Here is a 22351-nt window from a genome sequence, read left to right on the forward strand (position 1 = left end):
CCATTCCGAGTTGGAAGTCATCGGCCTTATCTAATCGCTCCAACAATGGTTGGTAGAGATACCCGCTACGGGATTTTCTGTAGTGCTGGGGAAGTTGGCCAAGGTGCTATACGCGCGCCTATGCTGTGCCTCAGACACGACGAAGCCCCCGGGCTGGTAACCCAGGGGCTGTGTCAGGGAATTTAAAATTCCCGGTTGGTCCAGGAGGTCATCACATCTCTCAGGACCGGCAGCTCCTCCCGTTCGAAGAAGCGGAGCCACCGTGAAGCACGTTGCCAATTCTAGCGTCCAGGACGCCCCCGGTCGAACCGATCTCCAGGAATTCCCGGAGGGCCTCCCCGCGTCCTCCGCTCTGGCCGACGACGCCATCAACTTGATCAGGGCCACGCTCCTGGAGGACACCTCGTCGATCCAGGAGTGCCGTCTCGCCTGGATCCTGAAGGACGGTCCGATCGACAAGCTCCGCAACCTGGAGTACTCCGGGCTCGGTCTGTCCCAGGTCTGGGAGATGACCAGCCCCCTCCCGGGCGGCACGACCCCCCGCGGTCTCGTGGAGACCATCGAGCGGGGTCGGTCCTGGGACGCCGACGGCCGGGAGAAGGGGTCCTACCGGCTCGCCGAATGTGGGCGCCTCGGATACACCAGTACCACTACTAATAAGACCCCCAACCCCCAGGGCCCCAAGGATGGTTGGAGGACTAAGGACTCTAAGACCCACCGTGTATCTGACGCGCCCGGATACTCCGAGGCCGTCCTCCTCCAGCCCGGACACGACATGTGGACCCGGGGACGCCTGGGCGGAGAGGGCTGGAGGATCGCGGTCCTGACGTACCCGGTCTGGGAGGGAAGCGCGAAGGAGTGGCAGGACCTGGCCGGAGGACGGGACAAGGCCAAGCGGCTGACGGCCAAGTTGGAGGAGGCCGGGGTGCTCCAGAAGACCGGGAAGGCCAGGGCCACCCGGTACGCCCTGGACTGGGTCGTGGACGCCCTGATCCTCCAGGAGGACCCGAATCTCGTGGACACCCGCCCGTCCAAGCTGGCCTACCGGCACGGCTGGGAGCACACCCGCATCCACCGGTCCCTGACCCACGAGGAGCTGGAGATCCGCCGGAGGATCCAGCACGCCCCGCTGTACGCGAAGCACCTCCTGGACCTGATCGCCGAGACCGAGCCGGGTCCGTACCGGGACGACCTGATGAAGGCCGCCAACGCCATCCTGGACGCCAAGGAGGCGGACTGGCGGCGCTGGTTCGACGCGGGCCGCCAGATCACCGAGGACGAGGTGCGCGAGCTGCTGCCGTACGAGCTGCCGGACGGAGAGCTGATGTCGCAGCAGCGGGCGCAGATGATCCTGGAGAACCAGCGGAAGACGACGGAGTACATGGCCCGGTACTGGGAGGCCAAGAGGGCCGAGATGGCCGCCCAGGAGGCCGAGATGGCGGAGCCGGCCGTGGAGGAGCCCCGCGAGGAGACCGAGGATGACCGGCTCCTGCGGACTCTGTGCGCGGGGAACCCCCGGGTCTTCCAGGCGTTTTACCGCCGCCTGCCGAACCAGCCGATCGACCCCTTGATCGAGGCCCGCATCGCCAAGCAGGAGCGCCGGATGGCCCGGCGGAAGCAGAGGACCTCTTTGTGACTTCCCGAGTGGCGTTGGGGGCCATGGGGCGGCACGGGTCGACTGGCCTGGTGGATGATGACCCCTCAGCGCACCACCAAGGGGAGGGTATGGCGATGATGAGAGACGATTTCTGGGTCATGGTGGAGTTCTTTCGAGGCCGTCTGCGCGAAGACGAGACTCTGGCTCGCACGGTGAAAGTCGGCAAGGACGAGGGCCTGACGAGGTTGCGGGACCAGGTCCTCGCCGACGTTGAGGCCAAGCGCCGCATTCTGGACTGGGTGCTGAAGGAGGAGGCGCCGGAGGACAGGAGCGGTGTCTTCTGGGAGGACGCGCTCATGAAGGGGCTCACCGGTATCCGGCGGGGGCTCCGTGCTCCAGTGCTCCGCGAACTCGTTCAGGCGTACGCCAAGCACCCTGACTTCCGGCGCGAGTGGCTGCTGATTGATGGCAAGCGGGAGCTGGAGGATGGGTACGAGCCGGACGAGGACAGACCCTCCACCCGCACGCGGGGATGAACCGTGTAGTGCTGAGGGTCCGGGAATCTCCCGCACCCTTCGTTACGCATGTATGTAGAGAGTTACGTACGGAGTAGGTACTCTGTACGTATGCAGACCTTCACCAGCACCGAGCTGAACCGGAAGAGCGGGGCCATCCTCCAGGCCGCCGAGGACCAGGGCGCCGTGGAGATCCGCAAGGGCTCCAAGGTCTTCGTCCTCCGGTACGTATCGGCGGACGAAGACCCCACTACGTACGTAAGCGAGGAGCCCGTACGTAAGGCGTCCCCGGCGGCCGGAACCAACGAGGACGTCATGGCGGCCCTCCTGGCCTCCTCGACCCAGCAGGCCGAACTCCTCCAGGAGCTGGTCGACCTGGCGAAGCGGGACACGGGGCCCGAGGCCGTGGCCCGCATGGCGGCAGAACTCGGCGTGGAGACGGCCGGTATCGACGAGGAGCCCGAGCCGGGGAAGGTGAGGATTCCGGCCCCTCCCAGGCCGCAGCCCAACCCGGAGGGTGAGGGCAGGAGGTGGGCGCGCCAACTGGAGGAGGCACGCGCGAGGGAGAAGGCGCGCACGGACGCGGTGCTGATGACCGCTCGCTCGCGTCCGGCGTCCATCGACGGGGCTGAGCCTGTCCAGGCGCGCGTGGTGGCCATCCCGAAGGCCGTGGTGGACGAGACGCCCGAGCCGGCCGAGGAGCCCACCCAGGACGAACTGGAGGCCGCCTACGACTACTTCGGGCTCGTGGAGACTGCGGACGGCTTGGAGGTCACTGAGAGGGCTATCCAGAGGGCCCTGGGAACCGTGATGAGTGTGGCCAGGAAGAACCCCGAGTCCGAGGAGGCCATCGTCATGAAGATGGACGCCAGTGACGAGCGGCGTATCGAGTTCCTCCGCCTGGTCCAGCTCGACAAGCTCTCGAAGGCCCTCGCCAAGAGGAAGGCCGGAGACCCTCGCTGGTTGGGCGCCGCGACCCCCTTCTGAATTTAAATTCTTGGCCCCGCTCCAACGATTCTTGGAGAATGCGGCACCGCCAAGAAAACCTGTACTCTGACTGTCGCAAACCCCTACCGGACTACCCGTCCGGTAGGGGTTCGCGCGTTTCTGGACGGGTCAGGAATTTAAATTCAGGGGGAGTCCGTGGCTCAGTGCGTGACCTGTGATGACGGGCGTTACGACTGCCCGCCGGTGTGTCCGTTCATCCCGCCGGGCGGGACCACGGAGCAGGCCATGGCGGACCTCGCGGTGGATTACGAGCCCGAGCCGTTCGACGGCGACGGCCGTCTCTGAAGGGGGAGAGCAATGGCTGAAGCAGAATGGGCCCAGCAGGCCCATTACGAGACCGACGAAGGCGACCGGGTCACCCTGCTGAAGTCCCCGGACGGCGAGTGGGGGATCTCCTGGTCGTACAGCTCTCCGAGCGGCTCCGCCCAGTTCGTGCCGTACGGAGGGCACGGCGGCGAGGCGACCCAGGTCTTCGTCGACAGCCGCGAGGGCAAGACGCTGACCTTCGACTCCCGCGAGCACTGGCAGGGAGGTTCCGTCTGATGGACGAGTTGTTCACCGTGACCGCGTTCTCCAACTTGCCCGAGCACAAGCCGAGTCGCGGTGTCGTGTACCAGGTGGTCGACGCCACTGCGGAGTACGTGGAGAACCTGAAGGCCCGCGAGGAGCAGGAGCACCCGGACCGCTGGCTGAAGGTGGAGGCCCAGGGATGAGCGGCCAGGCCGTGTGCTCCGAGTGCGGCGAGCCGGCTCAGGAGTCCACCCCCTCCGACTGGATCGGCGCCTGGGGGAACCCTCCGCGCTGGTCGCACCTGGACGGCTCCTCCCTGTGCCCCGTCGTCGGGGACAACGGCTACGAGCCGTGCGAGCCGGAGATCCTCCAGTGACCGCCTACGTCACGCCCCATGGCGTCTGGGCCGCCGTCCTGCGGACCCAGGGGCCGAAGGGCAAGGCGGTCATCAAGGCGTACCGCGAGGAGCTGTGGGTGCGACGGCAGACGGCCACGGCTCCCGCCCGCACCATGCTCCAGGAGCAGATGCTCCGCCGGACGAAGCGTGACCTGGTGAAGGCCGCTCGGGGCCGTCAGAAGGCCGCCTAGCGCCCTGGAACTCGGCACTGATGCTTGCGAGTTCTCGACGCCCGACCACGGGTTCCGGCAGGATGTGCCCACTGTGTTGTGGGGGACTTGTGTGGGGTGGGGGAAATGCGGACAAAGGTACTGCTCGCGGCTGCCGTGATGTTGCTCGCGGTGGGCTGCTCGGGTAGTTCGGACGACAACGCCGATCAGGCCAGCGGATCAGAAGGCCAGTCGGCTGCCGCTGCGGAGGACTCACCAGCTCGATCTTGCTCCAAGGAAGTTATGGCCGCCCTGGGGTTCAAATGGCGGGAAGACGTGGGGCTGCTCAGGGACGACGATGGCAAGGCGGCGCTCCAGGCATTCATGGACGCCAACATGGTCGACTACACGCCTCAGTACAAGATCTTCATAGACCACTGGACAGCGGGCAGCAGTCCGATCGCGCTGGCCGTGGGGACCCGGACCAAGAGCGGCGAAGAGGCGATCATTGAGCAACTCGCCGCCGAGGCTCCCGGCGTTGAGGCCGATTGCGCTACGGCAGCGGGATAGGCCGGGCCCAAGGTCCAGTGATCACTTCCAGATGACCTCGATACGGTCAGGGTTGAAGACGTTGTAGGGCCTGGTGGCCGGGTGGATGATGATCTCCCTGATCAGCCCCCGGTACACCGCCTGCTTCCTCGGCACCGAGTAGTCCGCCCAGGCCGCCCGCAGGTCGTCCGCGCTGATCTCCAGGACGTTGGCCTTCACGCTGTACTCCGCCAGGTCTCGCTGGATCTTCGCCATGCGGCCCTTGATGCGGGTCAGGGCCTCGGTGATCTCGCGGATAGGTCGGTCGCCCTCGTCCAGCTCTTCTTCCAGGGCGGCCCGTCGGGCCTCCATGTTCTTGAGCTTCTCCTCCAGAGCCGGCCGGGGGTCGTCCGGGTCCTGACCCACCGCGGCCTCCACCTCTTCGAGCTGAGCGAAGAGCAGCCGCTCCATGGCCTTCTCCAGGTCGGGGATCTGGATCGTCCGGCCTCCGCAGCCTCCGCCGTCCTTGGGGCATGTGTACACGCTGATGGGGCTGTCGGAACGCGGGCGCGTCGCCATCTTGTGGTGCTCCCGGCCCTGCTCCTTGCAGTCGCACGGGACGCCCACGGTGTGCGGGACCTGGCAGGTGCAGCGGATCAGGCCGGAGAGCGGGTACTTCTTCGCGGTGGTGGTCCGCTGGGCTCCCCGCTCCTTGGCCTGCGCGGAACGGTCGCGCAGCAGGGCTCGGAGGGCCTTGTGCTTCTCCTCGGAGATGATGGCGGGCCAGACGGCCTTCCCGACGACCTCGCCCTTGTGCTCCTTCAGCCCGGCGATCCGGCCGCTGATCAAGAGGGCTTTCATCCCGTTGTACGACCAGTCACCGCCGGTGGAGGTCTTGATGCCGCTGTCGATGGCGGAGACCACGAGGGAGTACAGGGACTCGCCCTCCAGGGCCCGGTCAGCCCAGCTTTCGACGTGCTTGGCCTCGGTCTCGTTGAGGACCTCGCCGATGATCTTCCGGCGGTTCCCGGTGCCGTCGAAGAACCGGGTGTAGCCGAAGGGCCGGTGGCCGGAGTTATGAATCTTCCCGGCCTCGACCAGCTCCTGGACCTTGCGGAGGATGCGCTCCTGGCGGTGCTCGACCTCCCGCTTGGCCACGGCCACCTGGATGCGGGCGAGCATCCGGCCGTCCGGAGTGCTGAGGTCGATGTTGCCCGCCCGTACGGTACGCAGCTCCACGTCCAGGTCAGGGTTATCCAGGAGGTCCATCAGGTCCTCCAGCTCCCGGGGCTGGCGGTACAGGCGGTCGGGGTGCCATGCCAGGACGGCGTCGATGTGGCCGCTCTGCATGTCGGCCAGCATCCGGTGATAGCCCCGGCGCTTCTTCCGGCGGTTGGTCGCCGACATGTCGTTGTCGTCGTACACCTCGACGACGCTCCAGCCGAGGGAGGCGGCCAGGAGGCGGCAGTCGTCCTCCTGGCGCTTCACGCCGAGACCGCCGCCCTCGCGGTCATCACTGATCCGGATGTAGATGCCGACCCTGCGGACCCTGGCGGTGGTCTTCATGCCGTCAAGGGTAGGGGAGTAGGTGTCTGCTAAGGAAGTTGTGACACCACGGCTCCGCCTACCAGGACCCGGCGCTGCTGGCCCGCATCCGGCCCCGTCTCGCGCTCGTCAGCTGCGGGGCCGGGAACCCGTACGGACACCCGTCGCCCCGGACCCTCGCCGCGCTGCGCGCCCAGGGCACCACGGTCCTGCGCACCGACCGGGACGGCCCGGTCGCCGTCCTGGGCGACCGGGAGGACCTGCGGGCCGCCGCGACCGGTCCGTCGCCCGCCGCGGAGCGGGCCGTCCGGGGACGGCGAAGGGCCCGCACCGGTGTACGACCGGTACGGGCCCCACGGGTGCCGGGGACGGGCGGCTCAGGCGTCCTCCAGGCCCATCTCCTCCTCGGGTACGGAGATCACCCAGCGGGTGCTCTGCCGCGGCCGGAGGTAGAAGAGCCAGTAGGCCAGCGAGGCGGCGACGATCACACCGGTGATCACCAGGTCCTGCGCGGTCTGCCGGGTCAGCACGTACGCCAGCACGACGACCAGCAGCAGCGGCACCGCGGGCCACAGCGGCATGCGCCAGGCCGCACGCTCCTTGTGCCCGGCGCGGCGCGAGCCGAGGGCCGCGAGGGCGACGACGATGTACATCGCGGCGACCGCCACACCGGTGACGCCGCTCAGCGTCTCCACCGGTACGAAGCACAGCACCGCGCCCGGCACGCCCACCGCGAGCGTCGCGATCCACGGGGCGCCGAACCGCTTGCTCAGCGTGCCGAAGGCCTTGTTGACCGGGGTCGGCCAGGCGCGGTCCCGCGCGGAGGCGTACAGCACCCGGGAGTTCTGGATGACCATCACGATGCCCGCGTTGATGATGGCCAGCGCGATGCAGAGGCTGACGAAGGTGCCGACCGCCGAGTTGCTCCAGCCCCGTACGAGCGCCGAGAGGTCGCCCGCCATCAGGGAGTTCATGTCGGGCGCGCCCAGCGTGATCGCGATCGTCGGCACGATCACCACCAGGGCGCCGATGCCGAGCGTCCACAGCACGGTCCGGGAGACCGTGCGCCGCGGGTTGTCCATCTCCTCGGACAGGTACACGGCCGTGCTGAAGCCCTGCAGCACGAAGAGCGCGATCGCCAGCCCCGCGATGATCGTCCCCGCCGTGACCGCCGACCCCACCCCGTGCCCGGCCTCCGTCACCGGGTGGATCAGCACCGAGGCCGACCGCGAGGTGTGGGAGAAGCCGAGGAAGGCCACGACCGCCGCCGCGACGACCTCCAGGACCAGGAAGATGCCGGTGATCCAGGCGTTGGCCCGCAGGTCCAGCAGACCCATGACGGTGGCCAGCAGCATGACGGCGGCGCCCGCGATCTTCGGGTCGATCTGCATGATCGGCGCCAGGTACTCGCCCGTGCCGAGCGTGATGATCGGCGGCACGATCATCACGACGATCAGGGACAGCACGAACACGATCCACCCGGCCAGCCGCCCGATGAGCGTGCCGACCATCGCGTACTCGCCGCCCGCGCTCGGTATCAGCGTCCCGAGTTCCGAATAGCAGAAGGCCACCGCGATGCAGAGGACCGCCGCGATCACGATGGTCAGCGCCGTCCCGGTTCCCAGGTCGGCGAAGAGCGGGGGCACGATGACGAACAGCGAGGAGGCCGGGGTCAGGCACGACAGCGTCAGCAGCGTTCCGCCGACCACGCCGATCGACCTCTTGAGCGACTTCGGAGCCTCGATGGGCGGGGCCAGCGGCGAGTGCGGGGCCGTCGGCGGGTGGAGCGTGTCGGTCATGCGCGCATCCGATCGGGTCGGGCTCGAGGGGGCTACCGCCTCCGGTCCAGGGAAACATGAAACGGAATATTCACCTCCGCTTCCGAGGATGAAACCGCGCGCGTCAAGCCCCCGTCAAGAGTCTCTGGACAACGAAATCCGAAGATCAACCAGCCCATGTCCGACGTAAAACCGGCAACTTGCGGTCTGGCACTGTGTATATCGCCGATTGTCGATCAGAATAGCCACACCCCTTCCTTCATCAGGTCCCGGTCCCGCATCTCCGGTACCGTCCCCCAGGCCTGCACCCATTGCGGCCGGATCGCGTAGAACGCGTACGAAGGTCCGTCACTGCGGGGATCCCACTCGGCCTTCGCCGCGAAGGCGTCACCGACACCGTCCGGCAGCCGCGCGAAGTCGACGACCCGTGCCGTGCCGTCGATGAGCACCAGATCCCTGGTGTGACCCAGACTCAGCCGCACCCTTCCCGAGGACTCCAGGTTCCTCCCGGTGGGATTCGTCCTCCGTGTGGCGAGCCACATCTCCTCCCCGTCCCACCAGAACGACAGCGGGACGAGGCACGGCACTCCGCGCGCATCCGCCGTCGCCACCCACACGTCCTCGTCGTCCCTGAGCCGGCCCATCGCCGCGGCGTGCCGCTCGCGCAGTGTTCGCGTCATGCCGTGAAGCTATCCGGGTCCGGCGTGATCGTCGGCGGTTCCCCAAGACTGACGCCATGGACGCCCCCCAGGCCGACGCCTACCTCCGCCGCATCGGCGCCGCGCGCCCCGAACGCCCTGACGCGGCGGCGCCCCGTACGGCGACCTCGACCTCCACCACGACGGCGAGCCGGTCTTCCGCCTCGAACCCCGCCCCGGGACCTCTCCGGCCGCACGCTCATCACCACCGCCCCCGACGGCATCCGCCGGGAAGACGCCCTGGACGGCGACGCCGCCGTCCTCGCCGGCTACCGCGAGCGCTTCGGCCTCGTCCTGGACCGGGTTCTCGAGGTAAAGTAAGACTCGATCTACGTAAGATCTGGTCTACCTTTCCAGGTCCACCTTCCCAGCCAGCCGCGGGGGCCGACGCCGATGGAGTTCACGGGCCGCACAGCCGACCTCGAGCACCTCACCGACCTGCTGCGCCGGGTAACCGACGGCACGGCCGCCACCCGCGGCCAAGCCGTGATCGTGACGGGCCGGCGCCGGGTCGGGAAGTCCCGTCTGGTCCAGGAGTTCTGCGACCGCTCCGGGGTGCCGTACGTCGTCTTCCAGGCCACCCGCGGCCGGAACCCCGCGGCGGAACGGGCGGACTTCGCCACGGCCCTCGCCCACTCCGGCCTGCCCGGCGCAGACCTCGTCGCCGGCCTCCAGGGCGGCGACTGGAACCAGGCGCTGCGCTCGCTCGCCCTCGCCGTCCCCGACACCGCACCGAGCATCGCCGTGATCGACGAGGTGCCCTGGCTGGTGGAGCAGGATCCCGAGTTCGAGGGCGCCCTGCAGACCGTCTGGGACCGCCACCTGTCCGCCAAGCCCGTCCTGCTGGTCCTGGTCGGCAGCGACATGTCGGTGATGGAGGCGCTCCAGACCTACGGCCGCCCCTTCTACGGCCGCGGCACCAAGATGACCGTCCGCCCGCTCCACCTCGCCGACGTGCAGTCCATGACCGGGCTCGGCGCCGCCGACGCTGTGGACGCCCTCCTGATCACCGGCGGCTTCCCGGAGATCGTCCAGTCGTGGCGGCCCGGCACCTCCCGCACCGCGTTCCTGCGCGGGGCCTTCTCCACCCCGCTCTCCCCGCTCCTCGTCGCGGGGGAGCTCTCCTTGCTCGGCGAGTTCCCGGAGGCCTCCCACTCCCGTGCCGTCCTGGAGGCCGTCGGCAGCGGCGAACGCACCTTCTCCTCCATCGCGGCCCGCACCGGGGGCGCCCACCCGCTCCCCTCGGGCACCCTGTCGCCCCTGCTCGGCACCCTCCTGGCCAAGCGCGTGCTCGCCGCCGACCTCCCCCTGTCGACCAAGGCCGACACCAAGAACAAGCGCTACCGCATCGCCGACCCCTACCTGCGCTTCTGGCTCGCCTTCGTGGACCGCGCCCTCCCCCTGATCGAACGCGGCCGGGGCGACCTCGCCCTGGAACGCTTCGAGCGGTCCTGGTCCACCTGGCGCGGCCGCGCGGTCGAGCCCGTCGTCCGCGCGTCCCTGCTCAGGCTGCTCCCCGACGAGGCCTGGCCCCGCACCGAGGTTGTCGGCGGCTGGTGGAACCGCCAGAACAACCCCGAGGTCGACCTCGTCGGCGCCGACCGCGAACCGGTGGCCACGCAGGTCCACTTCGTCGGCTCCGTCAAATGGTTCGACACCCACCCCTTCGGCCGCCACGAATACGACGCCCTCGTCCGCGACGTGACCGCCGTCCCCGGCGCCACCCCCGCCACCCCCCTCGTCGCCGTCTCGCGCTGCGGCGTCACCCCAGGCCTCCCCCTGGCCGCTCACTGGGGCCCCGAGGACCTGGTCCGCGCCTGGCGCCGCTGAACCGTCCGCCGCGGTTCAGGGCACCACGGCCGTCGCGGTGACCTCCACCAGCTGGCCGGCGTACCCGAGGCAGCCGACCCCGAGCAGCGTCGACGTGTGGGGCCCCGCACTCAGCCCCGAGGCCCGGACGACCTCCCAGACCCGCGACAGTTCGGCGGGGCCGGTGCCCACGACGTACACGGTGGAGGCGACCACGTGCTCCAGGCCGCTTCCCACGGCCCGCAGCGCCTCGTCGAGATTGGCGACGACCTGGCGCGCCTGGGCGACGGGATCGCCGGGCCCCACCAGGGCGCCCTGCGCGTCGAGCGGTACGGAACCCGCCATGAAGGCGAGCCGCTGCCCGGCCTCGACGACCGCGGCGTGCGCGTAACCGGGCGGCGGGAACAAGGTCGGGACGATCGTGCGGTGCACCACGGGGCCTCCTGGTCGGGAGCGGCTGACCCGGCGATCCTGCACAGCCGCCGGCACGGACGTCACCCGGTTTTCCCGCACCCCGCGTCACCCGCCGGCCGCCGGCCGCCGTGCTGAGAGTTCCCTGAGAAGTGCAACCGCCGTGTCACGGCTTGCCCATGGCTCCGTCTCGGCGCGCATGAAGGGGCGGGGGCCGTGGCAGGTTGACGGCATGACCATCATCGGCTGGATCGTACTGGGCCTGATAGCGGGCGCCATCGCGAAGATACTGCTGCCCGGGAAGGACCCGGGCGGTCTGGTCGGGACGACGCTGATCGGCATCGCGGGCGCGGTGGTGGGCGGCTGGATCTCGGCGAAGTTCCTCGACCACCCCATCACCAAGGACTTCTACGACCTGCCCACGTGGGGCGCGGCCATAGGCGGCGCGCTCGCTCTCCTGATCATCTACCGCATCCTGTTCGGGGACTCCCGCCGCTGACCGCCGGCGCGGGGAGCAGCTGCACGTCCTCCCGGCGCACCGACAGGGCCTGCGAACGGCGCGGGTCCCACAGCCAGATCCAGTCCCCGGAGGCGCCGAAGGACAGGACGGCACGGTCGGCCGGCACCGGTCCGTTCTCCACGGGGACGGGGCCCTCGCCGACGGGCACGACGCACATCAAGGTGCCGTGCAGCCCGAAGTACGTCGCCGGCACGTGCCCCCGTCCGGCGGCGGACGCGGCGTCGCGGGCGGCCCGGTCCGCGTCGTGGGCGCCGGCGACGAGCGTGGTGGCCGCGAAGGCCGCCGACAGCAGCACGGTGACGGCCACCAGGGCGAGGCGGTTGTCGCCCTTGGCGATGTGCACGTGCCGCAGCCAGCCCGCGACCGCCGTGAAGAACAGCACGAACCCCACGGCGAGGCCCAGCGGTTCGGCGGCGGCCGCGTACGGCCACAGGTCCCCGGTGGAGCGGACCGAGCCGGACGGGATGCCGAACCGGTCGAGGTAGAACGCCTGCATCAGCCGCCCGAGCCAGGTCACCAGCGACCACCCCACGGGCAGGGCGAGCGGCACCAGCCAGACCGCGTTCCGTGAGAACCACGAGTCGCGCAGGGCGAAGTGGACCCCCGGCGCGCAGAGGAGGGCCACCACCGCCAGGGGCCACCACAGGAGTTCCGCGTCCGCCCCGGAGGCCGTCCAGCCCAGCAGCGCCGCCGCGGCGGCGGCGCCGGCCACGCCGGGCAGCGTCCGCACCCGGAGCGCGGCACGGTGCGTCCCGGTGGCCGCCGGGACGGCCGTCTCGGGCGGTGCGGGCCGCAGTTCGTAGGCGTCGGGCGTGAACGCGTCTCCGCCGAGGGGACGTTCCGAAAGCTCCCGCTCGACGGCCTCCCGGGTGAGCCCGGACGGCAGCCGCAGCAGCCGGTGCGCGCCACGCCCGCCGCACGCGGCCCACCACCGAGCGAGCCGGTCGCGCCCTCCGCCGCCCGCGCCGGGACGGTGGATCACGCGGTACTCGGTCCGCGGGTCGTCCGGCCGCAGCAGCAGCGCCGCGTCCCGGACCCACAGGCCGAGCTGATGGGTCCTCGCCAGGCGTTCCACGGCCCCGCACGCCGCCTTCTCGGCCCGCCAGCGGGAGCCGCTCAGCCGTACCTCGACGACGAGCGCGACGCGGCTGCCGCCCGCGGTGGCCGGGGAGTCCTCACGCCCGGCGCGGCGCACCGCCCAGCCCCGCGCCTCCATCAGCCCCTGGGCGAGGGCGAGCTCGTCGGGCTCGTCGACGGCCTCGACCAGGAGACGTACGCGCTGGTTGAACGGGACGGCCGGGAGCGCCCCGGCCACCCCGGGGCGTTCCGCCCCCGGCTCCGGCGAGCGGCGGCGCTGGACGGGAACGCGCAGCGGCACGGCCTAGTCCTCCTCCAGCCAGCCCTCGAACTCCTCCGCCAGTTCGTTCAGCGCGGCGGGGTCGAGTTCCTCGTCCTCGTCGTTGATGAGCAGGAGCCACTGGGCGTCCTCGGCGTCGTCCTCGCCGGCGAGGGCGTCCCGGCGGAGCTGGGGGCGGGCGGGCAGGTCGAAGCGCTCGGTGGCTTCGTCGGCGGCCTCCTCCGCGGCATCGCGGTCGGGGAGGACGAGCACATGTCTGACGTCATTCACCGGGACATTGTGTCGGACCCGCGTGGGATGCTGGACGGCGATGGCCAGGAACAGTACGACAGACAGCCCGCTCGCCCCCGTGACGATCGCGGTGGGGCAGGAGGACCTGCTCCTCGACCGCGCGGTACGGGAGGTCGTGCAGGCGGCGCGGGCCGCCGACGCCGACACCGATGTGCGCGACCTCACCCCGGACGCGCTCCAGCCGGGCACGCTGGCGGAGCTCACCAGCCCCTCGCTCTTCGCCGAGCGCAAGGTCGTGGTCGTACGGAACGCGCACGACCTGTCCGCGGACACCATCAAGGACGTCAAGGCCTATCTGGACGCCCCCGCCGAGGAGATCACGCTCGTCCTGCTGCACGCGGGCGGCGCCAAGGGCAAGGGCCTGCTGGACGCGGCCCGCAAGGCCGGGGCGCGTGAGGTGGCCTGCCCGAAGATGACCAAGCCCGCCGACCGGCTGGCCTTCGTCCGCCAGGAGTTCCGCGCGCTGGGGCGGTCCGCGACCCCCGAGGCCTGCCAGGCACTGGTGGACGCCATCGGCAGCGACCTGCGGGAGCTGGCGAGCGCCTGCGCCCAGCTCGCGGCCGACGTGGAGGGCGCGATCGACGCGGCCGTGGTCGCCCGCTACTACACGGGCCGGGCCGAGGCCACCGGCTTCGAGGTCGCCGACCTCGCGGTGACCGGCCGCGCCGCCGAGGCGCTGGAGCGGCTGCGCTGGGCGATCGCGGTCGGCCAGCCGCTGCCCGGCATCACGTTCGCGCTCGCCTCGGGCGTCCGGGCCATCGGCAAGCTCGCCTCCGCCCCGCGCGGGGCGCGCCCCGCGGACCTGGCGCGGGAGCTGGGCATGCCGCCGTGGAAGATCGACCGCGTCCGGCAGCAGATGCGCGGCTGGTCCGGGGACGGTGTCTCCGCCGCCCTGCGTGCGGTCGCCGAGGCCGACGCCGCGGTCAAGGGCGGCGGCGCGGACCCGGCCTACGCCCTGGAGAAGGCGGTCGTCGCCGTGGCCCGGGCCGCGCGGGCCCGCTGAGAGCCGCGAACGGAGCCGGTCATGCCGAAGGGCCCCGTACCGGGAGGTACGGGGCCCTTCGGCAGGCCGCACCCGCGTGGCGAACGCAGGCCGCGTGCGGCCGGAAGATCAAGGGTGCCGGTGGAGGAGCGGGTGAGAGGGACCGCTGTGTCCGTCACCGACGGGTACTGCTGCGGGAAGGCTCAGCCCTGGAGGCCGGCGACCTTGAGAGCCAGCGCCGACTTCTTGTTGGCGGCCTGGTTCTTGTGGATGACGCCCTTGCTCACGGCCTTGTCGAGCTTCTTGGAGGCGAGACGCGCGGCCTCGGTCGCCTTCTCGACGTCGCCGGTGGCCACGGCCTCACGGGTGCGACGGATGGCGGTCTTGAGCTCGGACTTGACGGCCTTGTTGCGCAGGCGCGCCTTCTCGTTGGTCTTGTTGCGCTTGATCTGGGACTTGATGTTCGCCACGAAAGAGCCTTTTCAGGTTTGGTCTGATGGGGTCCGGGCCTCGGGTAAGAGGGGACGAGGCGCGACTGCCCAGGCTAGCAGTCGGCCACCGCGCCGCCCAAACCGGTGGCCCGTGGCGGGTGCCGCGGCGCCTCCCGCACCGCCCGGCACGGCCGTGGGCCCCGGCCATGGGACTATGGGAGCCATACGTATCGATCCGACCAGAGGCGACAGGCGCCTCAAGAGACAGGACCCTGCGTGCCCGCGACCCCTTCGAACGTGCCGGAGCCGAGCCGTACCGACCCGGCACTGATCCGCAATTTCTGCATCATCGCGCACATCGACCACGGCAAGTCGACCCTTGCCGACCGGATGCTCCAGCTGACCGGTGTGGTGGATCAGCGGCAGATGCGCGCCCAATACCTCGACCGCATGGACATCGAGCGCGAGCGCGGCATCACGATCAAGTCCCAGGCGGTCCGGCTGCCCTGGTCGCCCACCGAGGGCGCCGGTCAGGGGAAGACCCACATCCTGAACATGATCGACACCCCGGGGCACGTGGACTTCACCTACGAGGTCTCCCGGTCGCTCGCGGCCTGCGAGGGCACGGTCCTGCTGGTCGACGCCGCGCAGGGCATCGAGGCGCAGACGCTGGCCAACCTGTACCTGGCGATGGAGAACGACCTCACCATCGTCCCGGTGCTGAACAAGATCGACCTGCCGGCCGCGCAGCCCGAGAAGTTCTCCGAGGAGCTGGCCAACCTCATCGGCTGCGACCCCTCCGACGTGCTGCGGGTCTCCGCCAAGACCGGACTCGGCGTCGAGGCCCTGCTGGACCGCGTCGTGGAGACCGTCCCGGCCCCGGTCGGCGTCGCCGACGCGCCCGCCCGCGCGATGATCTTCGACTCCGTGTACGACTCCTACCGCGGTGTCGTCACCTACGTCCGGGTCGTCGACGGGCAGCTCGGCAAGCGCGAGCGCATCAGGATGATGTCCACCGGCGCGACCCACGAGCTGCTGGAGATCGGCACCAACTCGCCCGAGATGCTCTCGGCCGACGGCCTCGGCGTCGGCGAGGTGGGCTACCTGATCACGGGTGTGAAGGACGTCCGCCAGTCCAAGGTGGGTGACACGATCACCCAGCAGTCCAAGGGCGCCACCGAGGCACTGGGCGGCTACAAGGACCCCAAGCCCATGGTGTTCTCCGGCCTGTACCCGCTGGACGGCTCGGACTACCCGGAGCTGCGCGACGCGCTGGACAAGCTGCAGCTCAACGATGCCGCGCTGGTCTACGAGCCGGAGACCTCCGCGGCCCTCGGCTTCGGTTTCCGCGTGGGCTTCCTCGGCCTGCTGCACCTCGACGTGATCCGCGAGCGGCTGGAGCGCGAGTTCGGGCTCGACCTGATCGCCACCGCGCCCAACGTGGTCTACCGGGTGGTGATGGAGGACGGCGCCGAACACGTCGTCACCAACCCCAGCGAGTTCCCCGAGGGCAAGATCGCCGAGGTGTACGAGCCGGTGGTGCGGGCCACGATCCTGGCGCCCACGGAGTTCATCGGCGCGATCATGGAGCTCTGCCAGACCCGGCGCGGTTCGCTGCTCGGCATGGACTACCTCTCCGAGGACCGGGTGGAGATCCGCTACACCCTCCCGCTCGCCGAGATCGTCTTCGACTTCTTCGACCAGCTGAAGTCCAAGACCCGCGGCTACGCCTCGCTGGACTACGAGCCCACCGGCGAGCAGACCTCCAGCCTGGTCAAGGTCGACATCCTGCTGCACGGCGACAAGGTGGACGCCTTCTCGGCCATCACGCACAAGGACGCGGCGTACGCGTACGGGGTGCGCCTGGTCGCCAAGCTGCGCGAGCTCATCCCGCGGCAGGCCTTCGAGGTGCCCATCCAGGCCGCCATCGGTTCGCGGGTCATCGCCCGCGAGACCATCCGCGCCATCCGCAAGGACGTCCTCGCCAAGTGCTACGGCGGTGACATCTCCCGTAAGCGGAAGCTGCTGGAGAAGCAGAAGGAGGGCAAGAAGCGGATGAAGATGGTCGGTTCCGTGGAGGTGCCGCAGGAGGCCTTCATCGCGGTGCTCTCCAGCGACGAGGGCGCGGCCAAGAAGAAGTAGCCGGCGCGGCTCGCCGGCGCGGTCCGACGCACCGCACAGGAAGGGCGCTTGTCCGATGACCGGGCAGGCGCCCTTTCGTATGAGCGGACCGGCATTCGGGTGATTGGCAAAAACCCCGGGCCGCGCGGTTTCTGCCGGGGATCGAGGACGTTACTCATCGTGACAGCGGCGAAAGGCGCCGCTGCGGAAGGGGAATGTGAAGTGAAGTACTCGAAGGCCGCGGCCGTCGTCGCCGGTTCCGTGATCGCGCTGGGCGCCGCCGGTGCCGCCGCGTCCCCCGCCTTCGCCGGGGAGGCCCTCCCGCTCGGCAACGGGCCGATGAAGATCCTGGACGCCAAGGACGAGGTCGCCAAGACCGGTCTGAAGGCGGTCACGGGCAAGACGAACGAGCTCCTCGGCGGTGCCGGCAAGACGGGGGGCACCAAGGGCATGATCGGCGGTCTGCCCATCGGCGGCTGAGCGCCGCACGTCCCGCGGTGCCGCCGACGGGTGGCCGGAGCGGCGGCCGGAAGGCGGGCTCCCCGGATTCCGGGCGGGCCCGCCGTTATGTGTACGTACCATATATCTGGTCGTCACGGTTGCATCGCGGTGGCCGCGGCCCCTTACCAAGCGGGCGCCGATTCCCTACTCTGATCACCACTCGTTAGTTACTCACGAGTCACCCAGCAAAGAGGCGGGCCCCCGGAGGTTGTCGTGACCGACACGCAGACTTTGATCGAGAACCGGCCGCCCTCCGTGGCGAACCTGTTCCTGGAGCGCGTCGAGGCGACGCCCGATGCCGAGGCGTACCGCTTCCCGGTGCCGTCGGCCGACGGCGGTCCGGAGACATGGAGGTCGCTCACCTGGAAGCAGGCCGCGGACCGGGTCCATGCCATCGCCGCGGGCCTGATGGACCTGGGGGTGCGCCCCGAGGAGCGGGTGGCCATCGCCTCCGCCACCCGGGTCGAGTGGATCCTGGCCGACCTCGGCGTGCTCTGCGCCGGTGCGGCGACCACCACCGTCTACCCGAGCACCAACGCCGACGAGACGGCCTTCATCCTGGCCGACTCCGGCAGCCGGGTGCTGATCGCCGAGAACGCCGTGCAGCTGGCCAAGGCCGTCGAGCGCCGCGCCGAGCTGCCCGAACTGGCCCACGTCGTGGTCGTGGACGCCGAGGGCGCCGACCTCGGGGAGGACGGGTGGGCGCTCTCGCTGGCCCAGCTGGAGCAGCGCGGCAAGGTCTACCTGGAGAAGAACCCCGAGGCCGTCCGCAAGACCGTGGGCGACATCACCAAGGACCAGCTGGCCACCCTCATCTACACCTCCGGCACGACCGGCCGCCCCAAGGGTGTGCGGCTGCCGCACGACTGCTGGGCGTACATGGCCCGCGCGATCCAGGCGAACGGCCTGCTGGAGGCGGAGGACGTCCAGTACCTCTGGCTGCCGCTGGCGCACGTCTTCGGCAAGGTGCTCACCGCCGGGCACATCACCATCGGCCACGTGACCGCGGTCGACGGCCGCGTCGACAAGATCATCGAGAACCTGCCGGTCGTGCAGCCCACCTACATGGCCGCCGTCCCGCGCATCTTCGAGAAGGTCTACAACGGTGTCGCCGCCAAGGCCCGGGCAGGCGGCGCGGCGAAGTACCGGATCTTCAAGTGGGCCGTCGAGGTCGCCCGCGAGTACGCCAAGGTCACCCAGGACAACCGCCGCCGCACCGGCAACGCCGGCGCCCCCTTCGGGCTCTCCGCCAAGCACGCGGTCGCCGACCGCCTGGTGTACGCCAAGCTCCGCGACGCCTTCGGCGGCAAGCTGCGCGCCTGCGTCTCCGGCTCCGCCGCCCTCTCCCCGGAGATCGGCTACTTCTTCTCCGGCGCCGGCATCCACATCCTGGAGGGCTACGGCCTGACCGAGTCCAGCGCCGCCAGCTTCGTCAACCCCGGCGAGGCCTACCGGACCGGCACCGTCGGCAAGCCGCTGCCCGGCACCGAGGTCCGCATCGCGGAGGACGGCGAGATCCTGCTGCGCGGCCCCGGCATCATGCAGGGCTACCACGGGCTGCCCGAGAAGACGGCCGAAGTGCTGGAGTCGGACGGCTGGTTCCACACCGGTGACATCGGGGAGCTCTCCGCGGACGGCTACCTCACCATCACCGACCGCAAGAAGGACATCATCAAGAACTCCAACGGCAAGTACATCGCGCCGGCCGCGGTCGAGGGCCAGTTCAAGGCCGCCTGTCCGTTCATCAGCAACGTCCTGGTGATCGGCGCCGACCGCAACTTCTGCACCGCCCTGTTCGCCCTCGACGAGCCCACGATCCTCGGCTGGGCGAAGGAGAACGGCCTGGAGGGCAAGCCCTACGCGGAGGTCGTCGGCTCCGAGCAGGTGCGGGTCCTGATGGACGGCTACGTGCGGCGGGTCAACGCGGACCTGCAGCGCTGGCAGCAGATCAAGACCTTCCGCGTGCTGCCGCGCGACCTGGACGTCGAGCACGGTGACCTCACGCCGAGCCTGAAGCTCAAGCGGCCGGTCGTCGAGCGGGAGTTCAAGGACCTGATCGAGGACATGTACGCCGGCACGCGGGAGGACTGAGCGTCTCAGTCACCCACCCGGGGGCCCGGCAGGTCCACGTCGCGCAGCGCGTGTTCCAGCCGGGCCACGCGGTGGGCGAGCGCGGTGACGTCCGGACGGCCGTCGGCGGCGAGCTGCCGCTCGACGGCCGCGAGGCGCTGCTCGATCGCCTCCAGCCGGTCCCGGTCGCGCTCCAGAAGGCCCCGCAACTGGCGGCTCTTGTGGTGCAGTTCGAGGAAGACGGTCACCTTGGCCCGCAGCACCCAGGGGTCGAAGGGCTTGGTGAGGTAGTCCGCCGCGCCGGTGGCGTAGCCGCGGAAGGCGAAGGTGGTGTCCAGGTCGTTCCCGGTCAGGAAGATGATCGGGATGTCCTTGGTCTGGTCGAGGCGCTTGATGTTCGCGGCGGTCTCGAAGCCGTCCATGCCCGGCATCAGGACGTCGAGCAGCACCACCGCGAACTCCTGGCGCAGCAGCGCCTTCATCGCCTCCTCCCCGGAACGGGCGCGCACCAGCGGCTGGTCGAGCGTGCCGAGGATGGCCTCCAGGGCGATCAGGTTGTCCTCCATGTCGTCGACGAGGAGGATGCCGGCCTTCCCCGTGACCGTGCCGGTGCCGCCCGGGGTCACGAGGTGGGCCTCGCGGGGCCGTCGGAGCCCTCGTGGCCGCCGGGGCAGGACCGTTCGCCGTCCCGGCCCGCGTCGGGGTCGAGCAGCAGGTGCGCCGCGTGCAGCAGCCGGTCCACGTCCACCGGTTTGGGCACGTAGTCGTTGGCGCCGCAGGCGATCGAGCGCTCCCGGTCGCCCGGCATCGCCTTCGCCGTGAGGGCGATGATCGGCAGCTCGGCGAAGCGCGGGGTGCGGCGGATGGCCTCGATCGTCTCGTACCCGTCCATCTCGGGCATCATGATGTCCATCAGCACGAGGGCGACGTCGGGGTTCCGCTCCAGGGTCTCGATGCCCTCGCGGCCGTTCTCCGCGTACAGGACGGGCATCCCGATCCGGCCCAGGACGTGGGTGAGGGCGAAGACGTTGCGGATGTCGTCGTCGACGATGAGCACGCGGTTGCCGGCCAGGACCCGGCCGGTGCGGCCGTCCCGCCACTCGTCGATCCGGTTCGAGGTGGGCCAGGCGTCCCCCGGCGCGACCGGGCCGGACGTCCGGCGCTCGGCGTCGTACGCCGCGGCCACGGGCACCGGGCCGCCCCCGGCCTCCGCTCCGCCGCCCGCGGGGCCGTGCTGCGGCTCGGGCTCGCCGGGGCCGCCGTGGCCCGCGTACACCGCCGGGACGTACAGCGTGAAGGTGCTGCCCCGGCCGGGCTCGCTCTCGGCGACGATGCGGCCGCCGAGCAGCCCGGCGATCTCCCGGCTGATGGACAGGCCCAGCCCGGTGCCGCCGTACTTGCGGTTGGTGGTGCCGTCGGCCTGCTGGAAGGCCTCGAAGATCACCGGGAGTTTCTCGCCGGCGATGCCGATGCCGGTGTCCCGCACGGCGAAGGCGATCAGGTCGTCGGCGTCCTCGCAGCGCGACACCCGCAGTTCCACCCGGCCCTGGGAGGTGAACTTGATCGCGTTGGAGAGCAGGTTGCGCAGCACCTGCTGCAGCCGCTGCTCGTCGGAGAACATCTCGCGGGGCACCTCCTCGCCCACGGCGACGTCGAAGGTGAGCCCGCGGTCGAGGGTGACCGGGCGGAAGGTGGCGTGCACGTAGTCCAGCAGCTTGATCAGCGGCAGCCTCTTGGGACGGACGTCCATGCGGCCCGCCTCGATCTTCGACAGGTCCAGGATGTCGTTGATCAGCTGCAGCAGGTCCGAGCCGGAGCGGTGGATCGTGGTGGCGAAGTGCACCTCCTGCTCCGACAGATGACCGTCCGGGTTGTCCGCGAGCAGCCGGGCCAGGATCAGCAGCGAGTTGAGCGGGGTGCGCAGTTCGTGCGACATGTTGGCCAGGAACTCCGACTTGTACTGCGAGGAGGTGGCCAGCAGGGCCGCCTTCTCCTCCAGTTCGGCGTTGGAGCGCTGCAGCTCGGCCTGCTGCCGCTGGAGTTCGTCCGACCGCTCCTGCAACTGCTGGGCGAGCCGCTGGGACTCCGACAGCAGCGACTCCGTGCGGGAGTTGGCGATGATGGTGTTGATCGCCACGCCGATGGTGCTGACGAACTGGTCGAAGAAGGCCAGGTGGACGTCGGAGAAGCGGGAGAAGGAAGCCAGTTCGATGACGCCGAGCAGTTCGTCCTCGAAGAGGATGGGGATGATCACGACACTGGTCGGGGCCGCCTCGCCGAGACCCGAGGTGATGGTGATGTAGTCGGGTGGCGCCTCCTCCACGAGGATGCGTTTCTTCTCCAGCGCCGCCTGCCGCACCAGCCCGTGTCCGGGCATGCCGGGGGTGTCCACCGTGGCGCCCTGCGCCGAGCCGTACCCGGCGATGAAGGCCAGCCCGCGCGGGGCCCGCGGCTGGGTGGTGCCGCTCCGGCCGGCGTCGGTCTGGGCCAGGAAGAACGCCCCGTACTGGGCGTTCACCAGCGGGGTCAGCTCGCGCAGGATGAGGTCCGCGACCTCCATCAGGTCGCGGTGGCCCTGCATCAGGCCGGCCAGGCGGGCCAGGTTGGACTCCAGCCAGTCCTTGGCGCGGGTGGTCTCGCGGAGGTTGGCCACCATCAGGTTGACGTTGTTCTTCAGCTCGGCGACCTCGCCCTGCGCCTCGACCGCGATGCTGCGCGACATGTCGCCCTGGGCGACCGCGGAGGCCACCTCGGCGATGGCCCGCACCTGGGTGGTCAGGTTGGACGCCAGCTCGTTCACACCTGTCGTCAGGCGCTTCCACGTGCCGTACACGCCCTCCACCCGGGCCTGGCCGCCCAGCTGCCCCTCGCTGCCGACCTCGCGGGCGACCCGGGTCACCTCGGAGGAGAAGGACGACAGCGTGTCCACCATCGTGTTGATGGTCGTCTTCAGTTCCAGGATCTCGCCGCGCGCGTCCACGTCGATCTTCTTCGACAGGTCGCCCTGGGCGACGGCGGTGGCGACCTGGGCGATGTTGCGGACCTGCGAGGTGAGGTTGGACGCCATGAAGTTGACGTTGTCGGTGAGGTCCTTCCAGACGCCGGAGACGCCGCGGACCTGGGCGCGGCCGCC

General features: G+C 70.2%; 24 protein-coding genes. 15 read left to right on the forward strand and 9 right to left on the reverse strand.

The annotated features are described in order from the left end of the window. Window positions 1–262: 262 nt before the first annotated feature. From ACFV3E_RS05995 to ACFV3E_RS06035, 9 genes are all read left to right on the forward strand, one after another. Window positions 263–1636 carry a hypothetical protein gene (locus ACFV3E_RS05995; protein ID WP_500533593.1) on the forward strand — a complete coding sequence of 458 codons (1374 nt, stop codon included), beginning with the start codon at window positions 263–265 and terminating at the stop codon, window positions 1634–1636. Between the two features lie 89 nt (window positions 1637–1725). Then, the gene (locus ACFV3E_RS06000) at window positions 1726–2133 is read left to right on the forward strand and encodes a DUF6221 family protein (RefSeq protein WP_500533595.1); all 408 of its coding nucleotides are present in this window, start codon (window positions 1726–1728) and stop codon (window positions 2131–2133) included. A gap of 90 nt (window positions 2134–2223) precedes the next feature. Next, window positions 2224–3099, forward strand: a complete 876-nt coding sequence (locus ACFV3E_RS06005) for a hypothetical protein (protein ID WP_500533597.1) — start codon at window positions 2224–2226, stop codon at window positions 3097–3099. A gap of 168 nt (window positions 3100–3267) precedes the next feature. Continuing rightward, the gene (locus ACFV3E_RS06010; protein ID WP_500533598.1) at window positions 3268–3405 is read left to right on the forward strand and encodes a hypothetical protein; all 138 of its coding nucleotides are present in this window, start codon (window positions 3268–3270) and stop codon (window positions 3403–3405) included. A 12-nt stretch (window positions 3406–3417) separates the two neighbouring features. Then, complete coding sequence (locus ACFV3E_RS06015; protein ID WP_500533600.1) at window positions 3418–3663, forward strand: hypothetical protein; 246 nt, start codon at window positions 3418–3420, stop codon at window positions 3661–3663. Continuing rightward, window positions 3663–3833: a hypothetical protein gene (locus tag ACFV3E_RS06020; protein ID WP_500533602.1), complete on the forward strand. Its 171-nt coding sequence runs from the start codon at window positions 3663–3665 to the stop codon at window positions 3831–3833. The genes ACFV3E_RS06015 and ACFV3E_RS06020 overlap by 1 nt, the downstream gene beginning before the upstream one ends. Further along, the gene (locus ACFV3E_RS06025) at window positions 3830–4006 is read left to right on the forward strand and encodes a hypothetical protein (RefSeq protein WP_500533604.1); all 177 of its coding nucleotides are present in this window, start codon (window positions 3830–3832) and stop codon (window positions 4004–4006) included. Before ACFV3E_RS06020 ends, ACFV3E_RS06025 begins: the two co-directional genes overlap by 4 nt. After that, complete coding sequence (locus ACFV3E_RS06030; protein ID WP_500533605.1) at window positions 4003–4218, forward strand: hypothetical protein; 216 nt, start codon at window positions 4003–4005, stop codon at window positions 4216–4218. The genes ACFV3E_RS06025 and ACFV3E_RS06030 overlap by 4 nt, the downstream gene beginning before the upstream one ends. 105 nt (window positions 4219–4323) lie before the next feature. Continuing rightward, complete coding sequence (locus ACFV3E_RS06035) at window positions 4324–4746, forward strand: hypothetical protein (RefSeq protein WP_500533607.1); 423 nt, start codon at window positions 4324–4326, stop codon at window positions 4744–4746. 21 nt (window positions 4747–4767) lie between these two features. Here the strand turns inward: ACFV3E_RS06035 and ACFV3E_RS06040 are convergent, their stop codons facing one another. The 3 genes from ACFV3E_RS06040 to ACFV3E_RS06050 all read right to left on the reverse strand — a co-directional run bounded on the left by ACFV3E_RS06040 (window position 4768) and on the right by ACFV3E_RS06050 (window position 8707). Beyond that, window positions 4768–6270 carry a recombinase family protein gene (locus tag ACFV3E_RS06040; protein WP_500533608.1) on the reverse strand — a complete coding sequence of 501 codons (1503 nt, stop codon included), beginning with the start codon at window positions 6268–6270 and terminating at the stop codon, window positions 4768–4770. 356 nt (window positions 6271–6626) lie between these two features. Then, window positions 6627–8048 (reverse strand): APC family permease, encoded by a 1422-nt coding sequence (locus ACFV3E_RS06045; RefSeq protein ID WP_500533609.1) that lies wholly within the window; start codon window positions 8046–8048, stop codon window positions 6627–6629. A 215-nt stretch (window positions 8049–8263) separates the two neighbouring features. Beyond that, window positions 8264–8707 carry a pyridoxamine 5'-phosphate oxidase family protein gene (locus ACFV3E_RS06050; protein ID WP_500533610.1) on the reverse strand — a complete coding sequence of 148 codons (444 nt, stop codon included), beginning with the start codon at window positions 8705–8707 and terminating at the stop codon, window positions 8264–8266. Window positions 8708–9118: 411 nt separating this feature from the next. Here ACFV3E_RS06050 and ACFV3E_RS06055 point away from each other — a divergent pair, with 411 nt between their 5' ends. After that, entirely contained in the window at window positions 9119–10555 is a 1437-nt protein-coding gene (locus ACFV3E_RS06055; protein WP_500533611.1) for an ATP-binding protein, read from the forward strand. A gap of 15 nt (window positions 10556–10570) precedes the next feature. On the opposite strand, the gene ACFV3E_RS06060 is transcribed toward ACFV3E_RS06055, so the two are convergent. Beyond that, complete coding sequence (locus ACFV3E_RS06060) at window positions 10571–10969, reverse strand: RidA family protein (RefSeq protein ID WP_500533612.1); 399 nt, start codon at window positions 10967–10969, stop codon at window positions 10571–10573. Between the two features lie 208 nt (window positions 10970–11177). On the opposite strand from ACFV3E_RS06060, the gene ACFV3E_RS06065 reads away from it, so the two are divergent. Next, window positions 11178–11444, forward strand: coding sequence for a GlsB/YeaQ/YmgE family stress response membrane protein (locus ACFV3E_RS06065; RefSeq protein ID WP_499511838.1), 267 nt, complete (start codon window positions 11178–11180; stop codon window positions 11442–11444). Here the strand turns inward: ACFV3E_RS06065 and ACFV3E_RS06070 are convergent. Together ACFV3E_RS06070 and ACFV3E_RS06075 are read right to left on the reverse strand one after the other, a co-directional pair. Further along, window positions 11407–12843: a hypothetical protein gene (locus ACFV3E_RS06070; RefSeq protein WP_500533613.1), complete on the reverse strand. Its 1437-nt coding sequence runs from the start codon at window positions 12841–12843 to the stop codon at window positions 11407–11409. The genes ACFV3E_RS06065 and ACFV3E_RS06070 overlap by 38 nt on opposite strands. 3 nt (window positions 12844–12846) lie before the next feature. Beyond that, window positions 12847–13092 (reverse strand): hypothetical protein, encoded by a 246-nt coding sequence (locus ACFV3E_RS06075; protein ID WP_500533614.1) that lies wholly within the window; start codon window positions 13090–13092, stop codon window positions 12847–12849. Between the two features lie 40 nt (window positions 13093–13132). On the opposite strand from ACFV3E_RS06075, the gene holA reads away from it, so the two are divergent. Beyond that, window positions 13133–14116: a DNA polymerase III subunit delta gene (gene holA / locus ACFV3E_RS06080; protein WP_500369653.1), complete on the forward strand. Its 984-nt coding sequence runs from the start codon at window positions 13133–13135 to the stop codon at window positions 14114–14116. A gap of 182 nt (window positions 14117–14298) precedes the next feature. Here holA and rpsT read toward each other — a convergent pair whose 3' ends face one another. Continuing rightward, complete coding sequence (gene rpsT / locus ACFV3E_RS06085; protein WP_018556617.1) at window positions 14299–14565, reverse strand: 30S ribosomal protein S20; 267 nt, start codon at window positions 14563–14565, stop codon at window positions 14299–14301. 237 nt (window positions 14566–14802) lie between these two features. Between rpsT and lepA the strand changes: the two genes are divergently transcribed. The 3 genes from lepA to ACFV3E_RS06100 all read left to right on the forward strand — a co-directional run bounded on the left by lepA (window position 14803) and on the right by ACFV3E_RS06100 (window position 19239). Next, window positions 14803–16668, forward strand: a complete 1866-nt coding sequence (gene lepA, locus ACFV3E_RS06090) for a translation elongation factor 4 (protein ID WP_500533615.1) — start codon at window positions 14803–14805, stop codon at window positions 16666–16668. Window positions 16669–16869: 201 nt separating this feature from the next. After that, window positions 16870–17127: a hypothetical protein gene (locus ACFV3E_RS06095; protein ID WP_361797151.1), complete on the forward strand. Its 258-nt coding sequence runs from the start codon at window positions 16870–16872 to the stop codon at window positions 17125–17127. Between the two features lie 234 nt (window positions 17128–17361). Beyond that, a complete protein-coding gene (locus ACFV3E_RS06100) occupies window positions 17362–19239 on the forward strand; it encodes an AMP-dependent synthetase/ligase (RefSeq protein WP_500533616.1) in 1878 nt (625 codons plus the stop codon). 5 nt (window positions 19240–19244) lie between these two features. Here ACFV3E_RS06100 and ACFV3E_RS06105 read toward each other — a convergent pair whose 3' ends face one another. Both ACFV3E_RS06105 and ACFV3E_RS06110 read right to left on the reverse strand, forming a co-directional pair. Further along, window positions 19245–19784, reverse strand: coding sequence for a response regulator (locus tag ACFV3E_RS06105; protein ID WP_500533699.1), 540 nt, complete (start codon window positions 19782–19784; stop codon window positions 19245–19247). Window positions 19785–19840: 56 nt separating this feature from the next. Then, a partial coding sequence (locus ACFV3E_RS06110) for a hybrid sensor histidine kinase/response regulator (RefSeq protein WP_500533617.1) occupies window positions 19841–22351 on the reverse strand: 2511 nt, incomplete at its 5' end.

It is taken from the genome of Streptomyces sp. NPDC059718 (assembly GCF_042733315.1).
GTDB lineage: Bacteria > Actinomycetota > Actinomycetes > Streptomycetales > Streptomycetaceae > Actinacidiphila.